The sequence below is a fragment of the Rouxiella silvae genome, assembly GCF_002093625.1.
Classification (GTDB): domain Bacteria; phylum Pseudomonadota; class Gammaproteobacteria; order Enterobacterales; family Enterobacteriaceae; genus Rouxiella; species Rouxiella silvae.
Genome location: NZ_MRWD01000046.1, coordinates 20116 through 40842, shown reverse-complemented (window position 1 = coordinate 40842; position 20727 = coordinate 20116). Strand labels below are relative to the sequence as shown.

Annotated in this window: 19 protein-coding genes; 7 read left to right on the top strand and 12 right to left on the bottom strand. The window is 51.9% G+C overall.

The window, feature by feature from the left end; translation table 11 throughout:
* Positions 1-232: 232 nt before the first annotated feature.
* From BS639_RS17725 to BS639_RS17715, 3 genes are read left to right on the top strand one after another with little or no spacing between them, the layout of a single operon-like run.
* Complete coding sequence (locus tag BS639_RS17725; protein WP_055771934.1) at positions 233-763, top strand: GNAT family N-acetyltransferase; 531 nt, start codon at positions 233-235, stop codon at positions 761-763.
* A gap of 36 nt (positions 764-799) precedes the next feature.
* Positions 800-1951: an amidohydrolase gene (locus tag BS639_RS17720; RefSeq protein WP_084983823.1), complete on the top strand. Its 1152-nt coding sequence runs from the start codon at positions 800-802 to the stop codon at positions 1949-1951.
* Positions 1948-3297: an MmgE/PrpD family protein gene (locus tag BS639_RS17715; RefSeq protein ID WP_084983822.1), complete on the top strand. Its 1350-nt coding sequence runs from the start codon at positions 1948-1950 to the stop codon at positions 3295-3297. The genes BS639_RS17720 and BS639_RS17715 overlap by 4 nt, the downstream gene beginning before the upstream one ends.
* Here the strand turns inward: BS639_RS17715 and BS639_RS17710 are convergent.
* The 10 genes from BS639_RS17710 to BS639_RS17665 form a co-directional block, all read right to left on the bottom strand.
* Complete coding sequence (locus tag BS639_RS17710) at positions 3294-5591, bottom strand: molybdopterin-dependent oxidoreductase (protein WP_084983821.1); 2298 nt, start codon at positions 5589-5591, stop codon at positions 3294-3296. The two genes, BS639_RS17715 and BS639_RS17710, sit on opposite strands and share 4 nt — an antisense overlap.
* Before the next feature lie 62 nt (positions 5592-5653).
* A complete protein-coding gene (locus BS639_RS17705) occupies positions 5654-6415 on the bottom strand; it encodes an amino acid ABC transporter ATP-binding protein (protein WP_055771920.1) in 762 nt (253 codons plus the stop codon).
* Complete coding sequence (locus BS639_RS17700) at positions 6408-7334, bottom strand: amino acid ABC transporter permease (protein ID WP_055771917.1); 927 nt, start codon at positions 7332-7334, stop codon at positions 6408-6410. Before BS639_RS17700 ends, BS639_RS17705 begins: the two co-directional genes overlap by 8 nt.
* Positions 7334-8230, bottom strand: a complete 897-nt coding sequence (locus tag BS639_RS17695; protein ID WP_084983820.1) for an ABC transporter substrate-binding protein — start codon at positions 8228-8230, stop codon at positions 7334-7336. Before BS639_RS17695 ends, BS639_RS17700 begins: the two co-directional genes overlap by 1 nt.
* A 259-nt stretch (positions 8231-8489) precedes the next feature.
* Positions 8490-9950: an AMP nucleosidase gene (locus BS639_RS17690; RefSeq protein WP_084983819.1), complete on the bottom strand. Its 1461-nt coding sequence runs from the start codon at positions 9948-9950 to the stop codon at positions 8490-8492.
* Positions 9951-10043: 93 nt separating this feature from the next.
* Positions 10044-11480 carry a 6-phospho-beta-glucosidase gene (locus BS639_RS17685; protein ID WP_084983818.1) on the bottom strand — a complete coding sequence of 479 codons (1437 nt, stop codon included), beginning with the start codon at positions 11478-11480 and terminating at the stop codon, positions 10044-10046.
* A 21-nt stretch (positions 11481-11501) separates the two neighbouring features.
* Positions 11502-12941 (bottom strand): glycoside hydrolase family 1 protein, encoded by a 1440-nt coding sequence (locus BS639_RS17680; RefSeq protein WP_084983817.1) that lies wholly within the window; start codon positions 12939-12941, stop codon positions 11502-11504.
* A 14-nt stretch (positions 12942-12955) separates the two neighbouring features.
* Complete coding sequence (locus tag BS639_RS17675; RefSeq protein WP_055772526.1) at positions 12956-13255, bottom strand: PTS lactose/cellobiose transporter subunit IIA; 300 nt, start codon at positions 13253-13255, stop codon at positions 12956-12958.
* Between the two features lie 23 nt (positions 13256-13278).
* Positions 13279-14589, bottom strand: a complete 1311-nt coding sequence (locus BS639_RS17670; RefSeq protein WP_055771904.1) for a PTS sugar transporter subunit IIC — start codon at positions 14587-14589, stop codon at positions 13279-13281.
* Entirely contained in the window at positions 14589-14909 is a 321-nt protein-coding gene (locus BS639_RS17665) for a PTS sugar transporter subunit IIB (protein ID WP_084983816.1), read from the bottom strand. Before BS639_RS17665 ends, BS639_RS17670 begins: the two co-directional genes overlap by 1 nt.
* 349 nt (positions 14910-15258) lie before the next feature.
* Here BS639_RS17665 and BS639_RS17660 point away from each other — a divergent pair, with 349 nt between their 5' ends.
* Entirely contained in the window at positions 15259-16272 is a 1014-nt protein-coding gene (locus BS639_RS17660) for a LacI family DNA-binding transcriptional regulator (RefSeq protein ID WP_084983815.1), read from the top strand.
* 21 nt (positions 16273-16293) lie between these two features.
* Here the strand turns inward: BS639_RS17660 and BS639_RS17655 are convergent, their stop codons facing one another.
* Positions 16294-16725, bottom strand: a complete 432-nt coding sequence (locus tag BS639_RS17655; RefSeq protein ID WP_084983814.1) for a hypothetical protein — start codon at positions 16723-16725, stop codon at positions 16294-16296.
* 191 nt (positions 16726-16916) lie between these two features.
* Between BS639_RS17655 and BS639_RS17650 the strand changes: the two genes are divergently transcribed.
* The 3 genes from BS639_RS17650 to BS639_RS17640 are packed head-to-tail and all read left to right on the top strand — an operon-like array spanning position 16917 to position 19890.
* The gene (locus tag BS639_RS17650; protein WP_084983813.1) at positions 16917-17915 is read left to right on the top strand and encodes an LLM class flavin-dependent oxidoreductase; all 999 of its coding nucleotides are present in this window, start codon (positions 16917-16919) and stop codon (positions 17913-17915) included.
* Positions 17916-17925: 10 nt separating this feature from the next.
* Positions 17926-18489 carry a GNAT family N-acetyltransferase gene (locus tag BS639_RS17645; RefSeq protein WP_055771889.1) on the top strand — a complete coding sequence of 188 codons (564 nt, stop codon included), beginning with the start codon at positions 17926-17928 and terminating at the stop codon, positions 18487-18489.
* 54 nt (positions 18490-18543) lie between these two features.
* Positions 18544-19890 (top strand): LLM class flavin-dependent oxidoreductase, encoded by a 1347-nt coding sequence (locus BS639_RS17640; RefSeq protein WP_084983812.1) that lies wholly within the window; start codon positions 18544-18546, stop codon positions 19888-19890.
* Positions 19891-20030: 140 nt separating this feature from the next.
* On the opposite strand, the gene BS639_RS17635 is transcribed toward BS639_RS17640, so the two are convergent.
* Positions 20031-20687, bottom strand: a complete 657-nt coding sequence (locus BS639_RS17635; protein WP_084983811.1) for a GntR family transcriptional regulator — start codon at positions 20685-20687, stop codon at positions 20031-20033.
* Positions 20688-20727 lie beyond the last annotated feature (40 nt).

Below are 20727 nucleotides of genomic sequence, written 5' to 3'. Positions count from 1 at the left end.
AACCTGTTCGTTTAATTTAAATAAATGCTACGAGAAAAAAAGAAATAAGCAATCACTTACTGGTATATCGCTTTTCCATAATTCGCAATTACTTATCTTATTTTTAGATAAGGAAAGCACAAAGCTTGCTATGCATCCTTAGTTAAAGAAAAGATAATGAAAAGAATATTTCCAAGCGTCTTCTTTATTACACCTTGGACCGAAATTTCACCGTGCAGAGACGAGAATATTGATGAGCCACGTTTTCAGACAACTTAGCACTGACGATAACCAGGAATATCTCGAACTGATGCTAGCTGCTTACGCGCCGATTAAAGCACTGGGGATCCAATTCGATGCAGCCACCGCAGATTTGGCGCGCGTCACCCAACACCTGACTGAGCACGACGTTTATGCCCTGTTTGTTGATGGCATTATGGTTTCCTCGCTGACATTGCGCTACCCGTGGAGCACCTTACCCGGTCCGTTTGGTCTGCCGCATATCGGCTGGTTTGGGGCGCATCCGGACTACAACGGACAGGGATGGGGGAAAAAAATTCAGGATTGGGTTGAGCAAGAAATATTAATCAAACAGCTGAAAGCCCCCGCGGTTTCACTCGGCACGGCGGTTAACCACCCTTGGTTGAAAGCGCTGTATCAGAAGCGTGGCTTTGTGCCGATGCACGAGAAAGATTTAGGAAAGGGGCACATTACGCTGTTTATGAAAAAAGTCCTCGACCCTGTGGCGCACGATAGGTGGCTATCTCGCCAGGAAATACGTTAATCCTGCCTAGACAGGTTTGATCAAAGGAACATTATTATGAAGATACGTCCAGAACATCAGGATATCGCCCAATTTATTCAGGCTTTTCGCCTCGAGCTGCACCGATTTCCCGAGCTTTCGAACCATGAGTTTGAAACCACAGCGCGCATCAAAGCGGTGCTCGACCAATATCAAATCCGCATCGTCGACCTGCCGCTTAAAACAGGACTGGTGGCTGAACTCGGTGACGCCAACTCGCCACATTTGGTCGTGTTGCGTTCAGATATTGACGCGCTACCGATTGAAGAGCAGTCAGGTGTTGATTACGTGTCGCAAAATGCAGGCGTGATGCATGCCTGCGGTCACGATTTTCACGCCTCTGCCGCACTCGGCGCGGCTATTTTGTTGAAAAAAATCGAACATACCTTGCCGGGACGTGTGCGCGTTCTGTTTCAGGCAGCCGAAGAAATCTTTGAAGGTGCCCCCGCGCTGTTAGCGACCGGCGCACTTGACGACGCCGCCGTTATTTTCGGTATTCACAACGATCCAACCCTGCCAGTTGGCGTGCTGGGCAGCAAGGCCGGGGCGTTAACCGCTGGCGTAGACCGTTTTGACATCACCATTAGCGGCACCGGCAGCCACGCCGCCCGCCCTCACGACGGCAATGACCCAGTGATTATCCTCGGACAGGTCATCGGCGCGGTGCAAACCCTACTGAGCCGCAATGTGCCGTCAGATCACAATGCCGTGGTGTCGATTACTCAAGTTCACAGTGGCTCAACTTGGAATGTTATCCCCGATAAGGCCTGGCTTGAAGGCACGGTGCGTACCTTTAATCAGGACACGCGCGAGCTTATCGAACGCAGACTGCGGCAGATTTTGCAGGGCATCGGTGATGCTTTCGAGGCAACCATCACGCTTAACTGGCTTGCGGGTCCACCTTCGGTAGTCAATGACGCCGAGTGGGTCGAGTTTGCCCTTGAGCAAGCGCCCTCGGCGGGCTTTGAAGCACTGACTGTGCAAGCCAGCCCCATCGGAGAGGACTTTGCCTTTTATCAGCAGCAGATGCGCGGTGCCTTTATTATGATCGGCTCCGGCGGCCCTTATTCACTGCATCACCCTGCTTTTCGCGTCGACGACCGTGCCCTGTTTCCCACCGCCGACTACCTGCACCGCCTGGCCGTTAAGGCTCTGGAAAAACTGCAATGAGCGAGCTGCCTAACGCGACGTTAACCCAGCAACTGTCTCAGCTTGTTGTAAATACTGCACCCACGAGCGAAGCAAGAGCGCTGGCCCGCGCTGGGCTGCTCGATTTTGTGGCCGTCTCGCTGCCGATTGTTCAAGGCGATATCGCCGATACTCCGTTGAAAAGTCTGCAACAGGTATATTGCGCTGACGATGCACAAACTCGTGCCCTGCTGCTCGGTTATGCCGGACATGCGCTGGACTTTGACGATTTTCACCCTGATTTTCGCGGGCATCCGACGACGGTTATCCTCCCTGTGCTGTTTGCGCTGGCGCAGGGAAACGCGGAGATTGCAGGTGATGCGTTTCTCGATGCCTATATTATTGGCGTTGAAACAGCGGGACGCCTGGGTCTAGCCGCCGGTCCCCAGCATTACAAAGCCGGATATCACAGCACCGCCACCCTGGGGTCGATTGCGGCAGCGGCAGCAGCGGCCAGACTGGCAGGCGCAACCGTGGAACAAACCGCGAACATTCTGGGTATCGCGGCCACTCGCGCCAGCGGATTACGTGCGCAGTTTGGTTCGGTCGTTAAGCCGCTGCATGCGGGATTTGCCGCCGAATCGGCAGTGATAGCCTCTAGACTGGCACTTGCTGGATTCGAAGGTCAGCCCGACGGCGTATTGGAGGCATTTCTTGCCAGCGGCGGCGGCGGCCAGCAACGGCCTGAAAAACTGACCTCGGACTGGGGCGCGCCGTGGCGCATTGTTTCACCGGGACTTGAGTTTAAACCTTATCCTACCTGTGCAGGCACGCACAGTGCCGCAGACGCCGCATTTATCCTGCGGGCAGAGTGGCTCGAAAAGAGCGAGAAAACGCCTGCCGATTTGTTTGCCGATATCGAAAGCATTGAGGTTTCTTTCCCACCTGGCGGTGATATTGCGGCGTCAGTGACGCATCCTCATAGCAGAATAGAAGCGCGTTTTAGCCTCGAATACGTGATTGCCGCCACGCTGTTGCACAATCGCCTGAGTCTGAGTGATTTTGGTGAAGGACCGGTTGATGACGGAATCAATGCGCTGGCCGGCAAGGTAAGTCGCAGTCCTGACATGACTGCACCGCCGGATGAAATTGACCCTACCCAGCGCTTTCATCAGGTGACGTTGTCACGCAAAAACGGTGAACAGCTAACCTGCCGCGTCACACGCCAACAAAGTGTAGCCAAAGGGGTGGATTTACGGCGTAAATTGGAGAGCTGTTTGTCGCTGCGTTCACCGCAGGCGTGGGATGAAATAGAGGTCTTGTGCCAGTTGGGGACGCCAGGCGCCTTGTCCGAACTGGCAAAGCGGCTGACGTCATTTCAGACTTAACGGTACAGTACCACCGGCGGTTCGAAAGCACGTACCGCCGGTGCAACGTCTTCAAAACGGGCAATATTTACGGTGGTAATCTGTCCGCAGCATCCTTGTGCCAGTGAAGATGTTCCCACATCGAGCGTTAGCACATTGGGATTGCCGTGACGGCACAGCGGGTGTGCCGCACGTGCATCTTGCGGGTCATACCAGGCACCGGTCGGTAGCTGAATGACGCCCTGCATAATCTGCTTACTGATTTCCACGCTGGCCAACACTGCACCACGCGAATTACTGATAATCGCCGTATCACCGACTTTAATTCCTCGGCTTAAGGCATCCTGTGGATGCAGCCGGCATATCTCACGCCCGTCGAGCTTCTGACTCACGCTGTGTTTGCCGTAGTCGAGTTGGCTGTGTAGCTTGGTGGCCGGCTGATTGGCGATCAGATACAGCGGGTTTTGACTATCAGGCTTTTGCGTTGGCTCAAGCCAAACCGGATGCCCCGGGCAGTCAGCATCGTTAAAATCGGCGATAGTCTGCGAAAATATCTCTATTTTCCCGCTCGGCGTCGGTAAAGGATACCTATCAGGGTCGTTGCGCAGATTACGCAGCAGTCTGCCGCCGTCTTTAAGCTGCGGCAATTGCAGTTGGCCAATTTCCCAAAACTGTTCAAAGTTTGGCACGCTGATATTTTGCTGCTCACACTTCTCCTGCATCTGCTGATAAAGATGCTGCAACCACTCTCTGGCCGTGCGCCCTTCCGTGAAAGCCTCTTCACGCCCCAGCCGCTTTGCCAACTCGGCAAAAATCGAATAATCGTCCTTGGCCTCACCAAACGGTTTTGCCACCGGCTGCATGGCAAACAGGTGCCGGTCGGTCGGTGCTCCGCCCACGTCTTCACGCTCCAGCGTCATGGTGGCAGGTAGCACGATATCAGCGTGTCGCGCGGTGGCAGTCCAGGCAACTTCATGCACAATTAAGGTGTCGAGCTGATTAAAAGCACGACGCAGACGCGCTAAATCTTGATGATGATGGAACGGATTACCGCCCGCCCACCACGCCAGTTTAATGTGCGGGTAACGCAACGTCTGGCCGTTGTAGCGGAATTCTTCCCCAGGATTTAGCAACATATCAGAGAGGCGTGCCACCGGAATAAAATCCTTCACGCCGTTTTTCCCCTGAGGCAGTGCGGGGAATGAAACCTGATTATGATGTTTGCCGTAGTGCCCCAACGCGCCTAGCGCATAGCCATAACCGCCGCCCGGCAGACCTGGCTGGCCAAGTGCCGCCGACAGTACCAGACCTAACCATACCGGTTGTTCGCCGTGTTCCGCACGCTGCAAAGCATGCGCCACCGAAATCATTACCCGCTTACCATACAATTCGGCGGCCAACGACTCAATGCGCGCCGCACTGATGCCACAAATTTCAGACGCCCACTGCGCGTCACGCATCTGACCGTCTTCTGCGCCACACAGATAGGCCACCAGCTTGTCCCAGCCCACACAGTAACGGGCCAGAAAATCTTCATCAGACCACTGATTGGCATTCAATACGTGCAGCAGCGCCAAGATCAATGCGGCATCGGTTCCGGGCTTTATCGCCAGCCATTCACCGCGGGCTTCGTCCGGCAGGTCACTTTCGAGTGGACTCACAGAGATGAATGTTGTGCCGCGTTTTGCCGCTTTATCAATAAACCCGCGCTCGGTGTGCTCACTCAATCCGCCGCTGGCAACCTGAGAGTTTTTTAAAGCCAGTCCGCCAAATGACAACAGCACATCAGTGTGTTCAGAAATCTCTTCCCAACTCACGCCACGGCGGGCAATTTCATTCATGTCACCGACGATGTGCGGCAAAATCACCGACGCAGCGCCTGAACTGTAGCTGTTTACCGAACGAACGTAACCCCCAATGGTGGTATTTAAGAACCGATGTACTTGACTCTGCGCATGGTGAAAACGCCCGGCGCTCGACCAGCCGTAGGAACCGCCAAAAACCGACTCCGGTCCGTGCGTTGTAGCCACCCGAGAAAGCTCCCCCGAGACCAAGGCGTAGGCCTCTTCCCAACTGATGGCGATATACTCATCGTCACCGCGGCGGTCGTCAGGTCCTGGGCCGTTTTCGAGCCAGCCGCGGCGCACCATCGGCGTGGCGATACGTACTTTATGGTCCAGTGCGTTTTCGAAGTTTTTAAGGATTGGGCTAGGGTCAGGATCGCCAGCAAAAGGTGTTACTACCAGTTTATCATCATGCAAAACGGCGGTAAAAGCTCCCCAATGGGAGCTGTGGGTGGTTGGTTTAACGGTCATTGAGACTGTTTGTCCTGGCTGAAAGAGGGCCAACAACGGACACAGATAGCGGCGATTACCTGCTATAGCACCGTTGATAAGAAGTTGCGTACGCGAATGTTTTCCTGGTCGTCGAGCACCGACTGAGTCGGCCCAGCTGCGACGATTTTGCCCTCTTCCATAAAGACGATATTATCCGCCACTTCACGGGCAAAGCCGACCTCGTGGGTGACAATGACCATGGTAATACCTGAGTGTGCCAGTTTTTTTATTACCTGCAACACCTCTCCCACCAACTCGGGATCGAGTGCCGAGGTCGGTTCATCAAACAGCATAACTTCCGGGTCCATTGCCAGCGCACGTGCAATGGCGACGCGCTGCTGCTGACCGCCGGAAAGCTCGGCTGGCCAAGCGTTTTCACGCGTAGCCAATCCAACCTGCTGCAACAATGATCGGGCTTTTAGGGTTGCCTGCTGACGATTCTGCTTTTTGACGCGCATGGGTGCATCAATAATGTTTTGCAGCACCGTGCGGTGTGGGAACAGATTGAACTGCTGAAACACCATGCCGATCTGTGCGCGCTGGGCCGCTATCTGCTTGCTGTTCAACTCGTGCAGCGCGTGGCCTTTTTGGTGATATCCCACCAAATGCCCGCCGATGCGAATAGTTCCGCCGTCGAGCTTCTCCAAATGATTGATACAGCGCAGCAGCGTTGATTTACCCGACCCAGAAGGCCCTAAAATAACCGTGACCGAACCGGCCGCAATATCAAGATTGATACCGTCTAAAATAGTATTACCCGAAAAACGCTTGGTAATGTTGCGTAACTCAATTGCCTCAGCCATTACTGCTTGCCCTCTCTTTATTCACCGCCAGAGCGGGCGCTTTGCGTTTGATCCATGAACTTTTTTCATTGCGCACGGTGCCACGGCCAAAATAGCGCTCAACGTAGTATTGCCCTACAGACAGCACCGACGTCATCAGCAGATACCACAATGTGGCGACCAGCAGCAGCGGAATAACTTCATACGTGCGCTGATAAATAATCTGTGCCGAATAAAGCACGTCCTGCAGCGCAATCACTGAAACTACGGCAGTCGTTTTTAATTGGCCGATCACTTCATTACCGGCCGGTGGCATAATCGCGCGCATCGCCTGCGGTAACACGGTGTGGCGAAAAATTTGCGCCGGACGGTAGCCCAGCGCTCTTGCCGCTTCCAACTGGCCCTGACCGACGCTTTGTATACCGGCGCGAACAATCTCGGCCGCATAGGCTGACTGATGCATCACCAGCGCAATCACTGCCGCGCTAAACGGGCTGATCAGCGAGTTAGCATTGGCGCTCCACAGCTCGCCAACAAACGGCAGCGAAATCGCTATTTTTGGGTACAGCGCAGCAACGTTATACCAAAGAAACAGCTGCACCAGCATTGGCACACCGCGAAAGAACCAGGTATAGGCCCAGCTCACCGCAGACAGCACCGGATTGGACGACAAACGCATCAGCGCCAGTACGGTACCACCGGCAAAACCGAGAATGACGGAGATTGCCGTCAGCTGGAGCGTCATCAAGACACCCTGAAGAATGGAAGCTTCCGTGAAATTTTCGGCAATGACGTTCCATTCAAAGCGCGGGTTATTGATAACCGAATTGCCCACTGCCAGTAAAATAAGCAATACCACAAAGGCGCTGAACCAGCGCCCATAGTATTTTTTACCGATAATACGCAGTTCGTTCTGCGGTTCTGGTGTTGCCTTTTGCATTAAAAAATCTCTTCGTTACGTTTTGCTTCTTTCATCGCGCCGTAGCCAATGTTCCACTTATCAAGAATTTTCTGATAGCTACCGTCTTTAATCAACGAGTTGAGCGCAGCCTGCACGGCATCTTCCAGCGGAGACGCTTTAGGGAAAGCGATGGAAACTGGGGCATCGTTAACCGTGATTTGACCGCTCATGGCCAGAACCGGCACCTTGCTTACCTGATAAGTCAGGCCTTCATACGGGCCGAAGAACATAGCGACGCGGCCACTGACCACTGCCTGAACGCCCGCAGGACGATCTGGGAAGGTCGCGATAGTGATAGCAGGCTTGCCGTCGGCGACACATTTCTTGCTCGCCTCATCAAGACGCAGCAGCTGGGTAGTCCCCGCACCGGCCCCGACCTGCTTACCGCAGGTGTCCTGCAGCGAGGTAAATGGCGCAACGTTAGCATCTTTACGAGAAATAATGCCCAAACGCGAGGCGTCGAAATAGCCGACGAAATCGACCTGGCTCAGACGCGCCTTAGTGGCATTAATGTTGGATAATGCGACGTCATAACGACCCGATTTCAAACCCGGAATAATGTTGTCGAACCCGCCGGTATCGCGCCACTGCACCGCCACGCCCAACCTTTCGGCGACGGCAGTCATCACATCGATTTCACGGCCTGCCAGCGTTTTATTGTCGGCCATATAGAAGGTGGTCGGCGGCGTGTTCGGGTTAGTACCCGCAACAATGTAACCCCGTTTGAGAATATCCTCAGGCAGTTTCGCTTTTAATGCGTCATCCGCAGAGACGTGGAAAGAGCTAGAAAACGGGACATTCTGATCGGCTGCCCAAACGCTGTGGACACTTCCAGCAATCACGAGAGGAAGCAGTAACTTTTTTAATAACTTCATTTCTAACCCTTTTTCCCGGTGAAAATATAAAAAAATGCAGTTTTAACATTTTCAATGTACCGCCAAGACCTTACAACTGCTTAAATTAGATAAGCTAAGCTAATTTTGTGCTAAAGGCGTGTTGAGGCGGGAAGTGAGGCGAGAAATATCAAGCGGGTCAGGGAGTAAGGAGGCAGTTCAACAGGTGGCAGAGGTCATCCTCCGACACTTGTTGAACTAATTTTATCTATGCAATGCCTTTTTCATCTATAGCAGACGTTTAGCGGAACGGCGGCTCGTCGAAGGTCCGCAGTTTGCGCGAGTGGAGTTTGTCGCCTTCTGCACGCAGCAAGTCAATTGCCTGAATACCAATTTGCAAATGCTCGGAAATGGCCCCTTCATAGAAGTGGTTGGCCTGCCCCGGCAGTTTAATCTCACCGTGCAACGGTTTATCAGAAACGCACAGCAGCGTGCCGTACGGCACCCGGAAACGGTAACCCTGCGCAGCAATGGTCGCGCTTTCCATATCCACCGCGACGGCACGGCTGAGGCTAAAACGCCGCGCCGACGCTGAGAATCGCAGCTCCCAGTTGCGGTCATCGGTGGTCACCACGGTTCCGGTGCGTAAACGCTGCTTAACCTCCTCACCCGGCATATTACTCACCAGCTTGGTGGCGTCATACAGCGCGCGCTGCACTTCGGCAATGCTCGGGATGGGGATATCCGGTGGCAGTACCGCATCCAACACGTGATCATCGCGCAGATAAGCGTGGGCCAACACGTAGTCACCAATACTCTGACTTTCGCGCAGGCCACCGCAGTGGCCAATCATCAGCCAGGCGTGTGGGCGCAGTACCGCAAGGTGATCGCAGATGGTTTTAGCATTGGAAGGCCCCACGCCAATGTTTACCAGCGTAATGCCCTGCCCGTTTTCAGCAATCAGATGATAGGCCGGCATTTGGTGCTTCTTCCACGCCAGGTCAGAGGCGGTGCGCGACGGATCACTGTCTTCTTCGGTAATATAGTTGCCCCCCGCACACGACAGCGCCACGTACGGCGAATTAGGGTCAAGAATCTGTGCGCACGACCAACTAACAAACTCATCAACGTAGCGGGTGTAGTTGGTGAACAGCACGTATGACTGAAAATGCTCAACCGGCGTGCCGGTGTAGTGCTTAAGGCGGGCTAAAGAGAAATCCGTACGCAGTGCATCGAAATGCGAAAGCGGGAATTTATCGCTAGCGGCATGAATGCCATCGGTGACGTCATCGACAATTTTTGCCAGATCGGTAGTCGGAAAATGCAGTGCCAGACCGGCGGTCATCGTGCGGTCTAGCACCAAATCAGAGCCGTCAATCACAAACGGATAAGGCATTTCTTGCTGAGAAGCCCTGACCACAAAAGTCGCAGCATAGTCTTTTTCGAGAATCGACAGCTGACTGGTCAGGTATTTTCTGAACAATTCAGGCCGCGTCAGCGTAGTCACGTATTTTCCCGGATGAGCAAAACGGCCATAGGCGCGGGTGCGGAACGGCGTTTGCGAACTACCGTCCCAGGTGACTTCGAGCTGTGGATAGGCAAACAGCCCTGCCGCACGGGCATTAAGGTCTGGCACGGTGCCGTTTTCAATGTATTGACTGATTGCTTCGCGCAGTGAGGACAGTGATGCCTCATACAGCGCTTCGAGGCGGTCAATAGCCTCAGAAGCGGTTGAGAAGGCAGTAGGTTCTTGATTATCCATAATAACTCCTTAGCGCGATTGCCGTTTTTGTTATTTAACATCATAACGGCAATCATAGCCGGAGTCGGTTTAATTTCAAATTTTAGATTGGAATTACAGTGCCTCACCGTTGCTGGCAATGACCTGTTTGTACCAGTCGAAACTTTTCTTTTTTGACCGTTTCATGGTCCCGCTATTATCGTCGTGTTTATCAACATAAATAAACCCGTAACGTTTACTGTATTGACCGGTGGTGTATGACACACAGTCGATGCAGCCCCAAGGCGTATAGCCCAGTAGGTCAACGCCGTCTTCCACTACCGCGATTTTCATCTGCTCTATGTGTGCACGCAGGTAGTCTATGCGGTAGTCGTCGTTAATCGACCCATCGGACGCCGGGGTATCGACCGCGCCAAAGCCATTTTCAACAATGAACAGCGGTTTTTGATAGCGTTCATACAGACAGTTCAGCGTGTAGCGCAGTCCAACCGGGTCGATTTGCCATCCCCATTCTGAGGCGGCCACGTGCGGGTTTCGTTTGCCGCCTTCAATCGACTCAATACTGCCTTGCGCGTCTTTCGCCGCATGCTGCACGGCGTTGCTCATGTAGTAGCTAAAACCTAGGTAGTCGGTGCAGCCCTCACGCAGCGTCGCCGCATCTTCGGGCAGCATGTCAATTTTATAGCCTTTATTTTCCCACTCTTTCAAAATATAGGCCGGATAATAGCCGCGCATTTGTACGTCACCGAACAGATAACGTTGCCGCATTTGTTCTTGCGCAAACATCACATCATCGGGGTCACAGGACCACGGATAAATCGGCACCATCGCCAGCATGCAGCCAATCTGGAAGTCAGGGTTAATAGCGTGCCCGCGTTTTACCACCTTAGCGCTGGCAACAAACTGATGATGCAACACCTGGTACATCGCCTGCTCAGGATTCGGCTGGTCAAGGAAAATCACGCCGGAACAAGAGTAACCAAACAGCGGTATTTTCCAGTTGCGCTGGTTGTTAATTTCATTAAAGGTCATCCAATATTTTACTTTTCCCTTGTAGCGTTCCATTACCACATCACTGAAATGTACAAAGAAATCGACCACTTTACGATTGAGCCAACCGCCGTACTCCTTTACCAGATGGTAAGGCATTTCGAAGTGCGATAGGGTAATAACCGGTTGTATATTGTACTTAAGCAGTTCGTCGAACAGGTCATCATAAAATTTCAGGCCCGCCTCATTAGGCTGCTTTTCATCGCCGTGGGGGAAAATACGCGACCAGGCGATAGAGGTGCGAAAACACTTGAAGCCCATCTCTGCAAACAGCGCAATGTCTTCTTTATAATGTGAATAAAATTCAACTGCCTGATGATTCGGATAACGTTGACCCGGTTGCACACCATGGGTTATTTCGCGCTGCACGCCGTGTGCTCCGGCGGTTAACACGTCAACAATACTCGGCCCTTTACCGCCCTGATCCCAACCGCCTTCAACCTGATGAGCCGCAACGGCCCCGCCCCAAAGAAATTCTTTAGGCAACTTTTTGCTGAACATAATCATTCCTTAAATGAAAAATCAGTACTCAACCTGTGAGTCAAGATTAGCGCCGTTGCTACTGATAACGCGTTGATACCAGACAAAGCTTTTCTTCTTAAAGCGCGCAAGATCTTTCAGATCTTTTTCATCCCGATTGACGTAGATAAAACCATAGCGTTTACCAATCCCCTGATGGGTGCTGACCAAATCAATCGCTGACCACGGGCAGTATCCGAACATCTCAACGCCATCACTGATGGCCAACTGCAGCTGTTCAAGGTGTTTTTGCAGATACATAATGCGGTAATCATCATAAATTTTGTTACCCGCTTCCAGCTGGTCGAAGGCGCCCAGACCGTTTTCTGTCACAATCAGTGGCAGGCGATAGCGTTCATAAATTTCGCGTGCAGTAATACGAAAACCAACGGGATCAATGTACCAGTTAAACTGATTTTTCTTGAGATACGGATTGTTCATTCCGGCATACACACTGGTATCAATGCCCGCCATTTGCTGATCGACGGCTTTTGAGGGTTCACCCTGTTCACGTGCCTGGGCCGAATCGTCTGCTCCTACTGTCGCCGAGGCGTAATAGTTAAACGCAATGAAATCCGGCTTGCCGCGTCGCAGCAGCGCCATCTCTTCGTCAGTAATGCACGGCAGATAGCCTTTCTCTTTCATAAAGCTCCACGCCACGGCGTTGTAAACGCCGTGGCAGGCCAAATCGAGATACAACCAGTTGCGAATGGCGCTGAAGTTATTGGCGGCAAGCACGTCTTCAGGACGCGCACTGGCGGGATAAACGCTGGATATATTGGGGGCCGGGCCAATTTTGGCATTCGGCAGCAGCTGATGGCAGGCGATCATCGCTTTGGCCTGCGCAAGCATCATGTGGTGATTCTGCTGGTAAAGTACTTTTTGTGGATCTGCCGTGCCCGGTGGCAACGTGCCGATAACCTCACCCTTGAGGATCATCATGTTTTGTTCGTTAATCGTCAGCCAATACTTAACGCGGTCGCCGTACAGTTCAAAGGCGGTGCGCGCATAGTGCTCAAAGGCCGTCACCGTTTCAGGATTCGACCACCCGCCTTTTTCCTGCAGCGCCCACGGCAGGTCGAAATGATACAGCGTCACCAAGGGTTCAATGTTGTGCGCATACAGCAGGTCAATCAGTCGTTGGTAAAATGCTGCGCCCTTAGGGTTTATTTCGCCGCTGCCCTGTGGAAATAACCGCGCCCATGAGATAGAGAAACGATAGGTTTTCAGTCCCAGTTCGGCGAACAGTGCAACGTCTTGCTCAAGGTGATGATAGTGGTCACTGGTAACTTTAAAATCACTTAACTCTGCATCAAAAATTGCTTTATCAATCACCGAGGGGCCTTTGCCCTCTTCGTTCCACGCGCCTTCAACCTGATAAGCTGACGTTGACGCCCCCCAAAGAAAGCCGTTGGGAAAAGGTTTTACCTGTTGGTGTTGCATGACTCGCTCCTTGATTAACGGTTTTTCAAACTCGAAATTTCGCGGTGGCAATAGATAAGCTCTTCGGCTAATTCACGACAGAGCATGGCGTTCATCAGGTGATCTTGTGCATGGACCAGAATCAAGCTTACCGGGATTTTACCCATGCCTTCGTCGGCACCAATCAGCTGGGTTTGAATGAGATGCGCCTCGCGAACGGCCACCTTGGCCGCCGTGAGATGCTGTTCGGCTAACGCCCAATCGGACTGCCGCGCCGCACGCAGCGCCTCCATCGAGCAAGAACGTGACTCCCCGGCGTGAATGATCAGTTCCATAATGATATTTTCAAGTTCCACGGTCAGTTCTCCACCGGTTGGGGTTGCAGAATAGGTTCTTCCTGCTCAAGCAGCTGTTTTTCATACATTTTGAAGAAGGGGTAGTAAATTAGCGTTGAAACACACAGCAGAACGCCGACCAGAATAATGGCGCGGTAGTCCCATCCTGTTGACCACGCCGCGCCTATCGGTCCCGGTGTAGTCCAAGGGGCAAGCGAAATAACGTGATTTACCAGGCTGGTGCGCGTCGCGGTATAGGCGATAATGGCGTTAACCAGCGGTGCGGTGATAAATGGGATAAACAGCAGCGGATTCATCACCACCGGCGAGCCAAAAATCACCGGTTCGTTGATGTTAAACATGCTGGGCACTAACCCAAGTTTGCCAATCGAACGCAGATGCGCCGAGCGGCTGCGCAGATAAAGGAATACCAGTCCCATCGTCGAGCCAGAACCGCCGACCACAATAAAGAACTGCCAGAAGGGTTCGATAAAGATTTGCGTAATCGGCTGTCCGGCGTTCAGTTCCTGCTGATTTATACCTAAATTAGTTAACCAGAAGGCCTGCAATATGCCTCCAACAATTACCGCACCGTGGATACCCGCAAACCACAGTAAGTGACAGAGTAAGACCGCAATCAAAATTGCCGGTAATGAATCTGAAGCCGAGATAATAGGTGCAAAAATTGACATTATTGCCTGAGGTAATAACAGGCCGAACTGATGCTGAATATAAAGACTTAACGGGAAGAGTGTAATGAAAATGGCTAAAATAGGAATGAGCAAATCAAACGACTGCCTTATTTTAGGTGGAACTTGCTCCGGTAGTTTAAAACCAATATTATGTTTTTGTAAAAAATGCATTAACTCAGTAGAATAAAGGCTGACGAGAATTGCGGTGAATATCCCCTCCCCGCCTAAGGATCCGACCGGAAGTGCACTATTACTCTGCGGGGAGGCAACCACTAAAAAAGCCATCAGTGATAGCATCGCCGCCATAAAACCGTTCATTTTGTAACTTTGTGCCAGATTATAGGCAATAGCGGCGGCTATATAAACCGCCATAATACCCATGGTCATATTATAGGGCATCATGATTTGGTCGGTATGACGCTCGACGATGCCCAACCACCACTGCGCAAAGCCCCATTGGCTGTTGGCGCTAAACGGCGGATGGGCAAACAACAGCATAAAAGAGCCGACTATCAGAAAAGGCATTGATGAAATAAACCCGTCTTTGATAGCAACGACGTGGCGCTGACTTGAAAGTTTTGCCGCAATGGGGCTAATGGTATTTTCAATCGCGTTGAATAATGACTCACTGATTGTGCTCATTATTTTGCCTCATCAGAGGTCAGCATTTTTAATGCTTCGTTGAGGATTTTCTCGCCGTTCATCATGCCGTAATCCATCATATTGATCACCGCAATCGGCTTGTTAATCGAGTCGGCAATAACCTTGAACTCGGCCAGCTTGTACTTGATTTGTGGCCCAAGTAAGCACACATCATAGTGATGAATTTGCTCACTAAACTCGTCAAAAGCAATGGCATTGATTTTAACGTCGATATTATTTTGGGTCGCGTATTTTTCCATCCGCTGGACAAGCATACTGGTAGACATTCCGGCGGCGCAGCACAGTAAGACCTTATTCATCATTCATCCCTCGGCGTAGTGTTTAAATTAAAATATACAATGCAAGGCCGTTTCTGCAACCGGTTTCAGATTAGTTAGTATGATTTGTGATGCCGATCGCAAAGGAAATGAAAGCTCTTAATTTCGGCCTTAGCGGCTAAATTCCCCCTTCGCTGAGAATATTGTTAACGTAAACTCACGGTGACGTTAAACACTCAGTAAACATTAAGGGCGTAAATATAAGAATAAATAAACATCCGCTAAACCCAACCCATTATTTTGCAATAACAACCCTATTGAATGACTTGTTTATTTAATAAATAACGCGGTACGATAGCCACAATGAAAATGCAGCTGATGGGAATTACTGATGATAACCATGCTCGACGTAGCCAAGAAAGCGGGCGTTTCAAAAGCCACGGTTTCACGAGTTTTAGCCGGTAACAGCTATGTGAGTAAAACAACCCGCGACCGCGTTTTTAAGGCTGTTGAAGAAACCTGCTATCGCCCCAACCTGCTGGCGCGAAATTTGGCGACCAGTAAATCACAAAGCATTGGGTTGATGGTCAGTAACACTTTATATAATGGCCCCTATTTTACTGAACTGCTTTTCCAAACGGCGACCTCAACTGAAAACTATGGCCGTCAGTTGATATTGGCTGACGGCAAGCACAGTGCCGAAGAGGAGCGGCAGGCGATAGAATTCCTGCTCGATTTGCGCTGCGACGGCATCATTGTCTATCCGTGCTTTCTTAACGCCGATGAGTTAACCGAGATTATTTCTGCCTCGACCAAACCGATCATCGTGATGAATCGGCGTCTTGAGCATAGCCCTCAACACTGTGTTTATGCCGATCATCAACAGTACAGCCTTAATGCAGTCAGTCATCTGATTAAAAGCGGTCATCGTGATATTGCCTTCATTTGCGGCTCGCCGGGTTCTCCCTCGGCCAACAGTCGTCTACAGGGATACCGAAAAGCGCTGGAACTTCACGGAATTCCCTTTAGAGAACAATGGGTAGTTGAAGGCGCATGGACGCCGCGCAGTGGGCTTGCGGCCGCCGCAACGCTGTTGGAACGCGGTATTCATTTCACCGCGTTGGTTGCCAGCAATGATGATATGGCGATGGGGGCAGCAAATTCTCTGTACGCGGCGGGAAAACGCATTCCTCAGGATGTTTCACTGATAGGTTTCGATGATATTCCGATGGCCACCTATTTCATCCCTTCCGTCAGCAGCGTGAAAGTGCCGGTGGCTGAAATGATTAAAACGACCCTGAGGCAGTTGGTGGACATGATGGAAGGCAGGCCATATGAAGCGCTAAAGCCTTTTCCCGGAGAATTGATCGTCCGCGAATCGACGGGACCAGGACCTTATCAGTAATGATTAATCATTTTTGAACGTTTAAGCTCTTTCTGCCCCCATCCAGGCACCTTCACAGAACAGCTTGCTCGCCGCAAGACTGTGCTGATGGCGCGTTGCAGCGTCCCCGGCATGCTGCGCCAACTGCAACAACATGCCGGTAAAGAACTGCGCCAAAAGCGCCGCCGGAATATCTTGGCGAAACACCCCGCCTAACTGTGCCGCTAAAAAGTTCTCCTGCATGAGTTCAGCAAGCCGCGCACGAGCCAAAGGCGAAGAAGCCGAAGTCAGCAGTGCGCAGGCATTAATCTCTTGGTGCTGAGCCATAAAATTGAGCAGTTTGCGAAAACTGAGCGCCACGCGATCCAGCACCTGATTTTCAGGCACCAATGGGTCGATTTTAAGCGTTTCAACCAGCGCGAACAGCTGTTGGCAGTGGGCATTGAGCGTTTCTTCGTTTGACTGTTCGGGCATGATTACCTGTCGGACATGAGGAGTAAAAGTCAGGTCTGCCACTTTAGCCTATTTACTTTCCTGCGCAAACCGCACCTCTGCTCGCTATCTCATTTAGCGCAACTTAATAGCAACTATTGTTGTTTTACTTCGTATCTTCCTGAATTTAATAATCGCTGGTATCACTCCCTGAGCACATAAAAGGAAAAAGGATGGGATACCGTTTAAGTTTGCTAGATAAAAGTCCTCTCGATGAACACGAGGACGCCGCCGGCGCACTAAAACGCACGGTAGAATTGGCACAAAAGGCCGAGAAATGGGGATATCACCGATTTTGGCTGGCCGAGCATCATAATACCGACAAACTGGCTATCTCTTCGCCCGAAGTCGTGATTGCCTGGATACTGGCCCATACGCGTAAGCTGCGGGTGGGATCCGGCGGCGTGATGCTACAGCACTATAGTCCGTTTAAAGTCGCCGAAAACTTTAACCAATTGGCCTCGCTGGCACCTGGCCGTGTTGATCTTGGCGTAGGTAAAGCACCGGGTGGACTGCCGCTATCAACACACGCGTTGCAATACGCGGTCGATCCCAAACAAAAAGGCGATTTTGCCGCACAGCTTAAACTCCTCAACGACTGGTTGTCTGTGCCGGTTCGAGAACAAAATGGTGACACACTTTCCGCCACGCCGCAGCCACCGCAAACGGCCGCACGCTTCCTGCTGGGTGCCAGCGAAGAGAGTGCGCGATTGGCGGCAAGCCTGGGATGGAACTTTGTTTTTGCCGCACATCTGAATGCGGACGAACGCGATATTTCCCGTGCACTCTCGGCCTATAGCCACGACAGCAACGGGGGCCGCGCGCTGCTTGCCGTGCCAGTCATCGTAGCCGACACCGCCGAACAGGCGAAAAAACTGGTGGCAGAAGGGCAACTTTACCGCGTGGTGGCCAGCGATGGACAACGGGTCAACGTCGGCAGCCTAGAGCATGCCGAAGCCTACATTCGCCAGTCGAAAGCCGAATCACACAAAATTGAAGAGCGAAAATCCGCCGTGCTTGTCGGTACCGGCGAAGAAGTACATCAGCAGCTTGAGGCCCTGCAGGCTAAATATGGCGTAGAAGAGTTCGTTATTGATTCTCCGGTTGCGCAGTCACAGGCTCGCCTACGTTCGCTTGAGCTGCTAGCCAGCGCCAGCGTCGCTCTGGCCTAAGGAATTCGAGATGAGTGAAACTATCCGCCTCGCCAATGAGTCAGATGCACAGGCGCTGCACAGCATGTTGCAAAAAGCCTATGCCTCGCTGCAGGAACACAACATTCATTTCACGATAACCCGCGCCAGCGTCGAGGACGTTCGCACGGTTATTCGTAACGAAAGTACTTTTCTGCTGGAAACGGAGCTTGGCATTACTGCCACCGCCACGGTGCGATTCCCCTGGACGCCGTCGAAGTACTCTTCGCCCGCGCCTTGGCCGTTTATTCACTGGTTTGCAGTGAATGAGCAGGCTAAAGGCCAAGGCTATGGTGCGAAAATAATTAACTATGCAGAAGAAACATTTTTGCGCGACCAGGTAAAAGCCCCCGCCGTCTATCTGGCAACTGCCATTCGTCACCCTTGGTTAACGGCGCTCTATCAGCGCCGTGGCTATGAGGCGTTTCACACTGCCACCAATCCGTTAGGCGTCGAGCTGGTCTATCTGCGCAAAATTCTTCGACAAGATATTTACGAGGTGCAGGAGCAGAAAGAGTACGTCCGCACCGTCGCCGACTCGGGCAGCTTGGTTTAAAACGAATAACGCGACCTATCAAAGCGCGTTCAGCATTCTGGAAAGGAAAATAGCATGAGCAAAAAAAGACAGTTGCGTTTGGGTGCGATTATTCAAGGCCCATCGGGGAATATGTCGGCCTGGCGTCATCCAGATGCCGTATCAGATGCCAGCATTAACGTCGAATTCGTGCAGAACCTGGCAAAACAAGCCGAAAAAGCCAAGTTTGACTTCCTGTTTGTTGCTGACGGACTTTACATTACCGAGCAATCGATTCCGCATTTTCTTAATCGCTTTGAGCCCATCACCCTGCTCTCGGCACTGTCGCTGGTCACGCAAAAAATCGGCCTGGTGGCCACGCTTTCAACCTCTTACAGTGAGCCGTTTACCGTCGCACGCCAGTTTGCCAGCCTCGATCACTTGAGCGGTGGCCGTGCAGGATGGAACGTTGTCACCTCGCCACTTGAAGGCTCTGCCAAAAACTTCTCGCGCGATAAACACCCAGAACATGACGAGCGCTATCGCATCGCCAGCGAATATCTGCAGGTAGCCAAAGGCCTGTGGGATTCGTGGGAAAAGGACGCATTTGTCCGCAATAAAGAAAGCGGACAATTTTTTGACCGCGACAAGCTGCACACGCTGAATCATCAGGGTAAATATTACTCGGTACAGGGACCACTTAACGTGGGGCGCTCACCGCAGGGTCGGCCCATTGTGTTTCAGGCTGGAGCTTCCGATCAGGGCAAAGCCTTTGCCTCCGAGGCTGCCGACGCCATTTATACCCGTCAGGAAACGCCTGAACTGGCCCGCGAATTCCTGCAGGACGTTAAGCGTCAACTGGTTGAAAATGGCCGCGACGCTGAAGATATCCGCGTCTTCCAGGGCACCAGCGTGATTATTGGTGACACGGTTGAAGATGCCGAGCAAAAATATCAGCAGACCGCACAACTGGTGACCATCGATAAGGCATTGGAGTATTTGGGTCGCTATTTTGAGCATTATAACTTTAGCCAGCACGACCTGGATGCGCCGTTCCCGGACATCGGTGATTTAGGCCAAAACAGCTTCCGAAGCACCACCGACAAAATTAAAAACGATGCTAAAGCGCGCGGATTAACCCTGCGTCAGGCGGCGTTGGAAGCCGCTACACCACGACCGAGCTTCCTTGGTACAGCGAAAGACGTGGCTGATGGCTTCGAACATTGGTTCACCTTTGGCGCAACCGACGGCTTTATCGTTCGAGGTGGAACGCCCACCGCCTTTGATGATTTTGTCGAACAGGTCATTCCCATTTTGCAGCAACGCGGGCTGTATCGTACCGAGTATGAAGGCAATACTCTGCGAGAAAATCTTGGGCTGCGTGAGCCGCAAAATCAGTTTGCCGTCAAAAAGGCTTTGAAGAAAGAACAGGTTAGTGCCTAATCCTCAACACGCCACCCTAGCCCTCCTCAAAATTTGGGGAGGGGACTTACCCCTGAAACCGTGCAAAATTTTAACCATCCTTATTCTGCTTTTGGCTCACATCAAAATATGGGGAAGACCCCCGAGTCAAAAACGGTCAATCAGAAGTAGTGCTTCTCCAAAATCGCCGCCCCGTCATCAATCGATTTATGAATCAGTTTGACACAGCGCTTGCTGTCGCCCGCTGCCAACGCCACCAACAGCTGATCGTAATTATGCTGCCCCTGCGCCACATGCGCAGACTGTGGATAGAGATAGTTAAAGCACGGCCCTATCTGCACCCACAGTTGCTCAATCAGTGTGGTTAACGTCGGCATGTTGGCTAGCGCATACAGCGCAAAACGAAATTCGCGATTAGCTTGCAGCGCCTCTTCCACGTTTTCGGCAACTTTTGCCGCCATAAAACGCGCATTCAGCACAGTTAATTGTTCAATTGCCGCCGGAGTCACCCGCTGGCTCGCCTCTAACACAGCTAAACCTTCAAGATTTTTGCGGATCAGGGTAATTTCCTGATAGCGCGCCAAGGGAATTTTCGGCACTAAAAAGGCCTGTGCGGGTGTAGCATCCAACGCACCGGCAGACACCAGCCTAAGCAACGCTTCACGCACGGGTGTCACGCTGGTGCCAAGCTGTTCCGCTATCTCTTTAGTCACCAGTCTGGCCCCAGGCTTCAATACGCCAACAATCAACGCCCCTTTTAGCTTGGCTTCAACTTGGCTTGTCAGACTCACCCGGTGCGCTTTTTCCATCTCAAACATGTGACATTTTCCTTTAGCAAAATTTAGGCTTTTCTTTTGC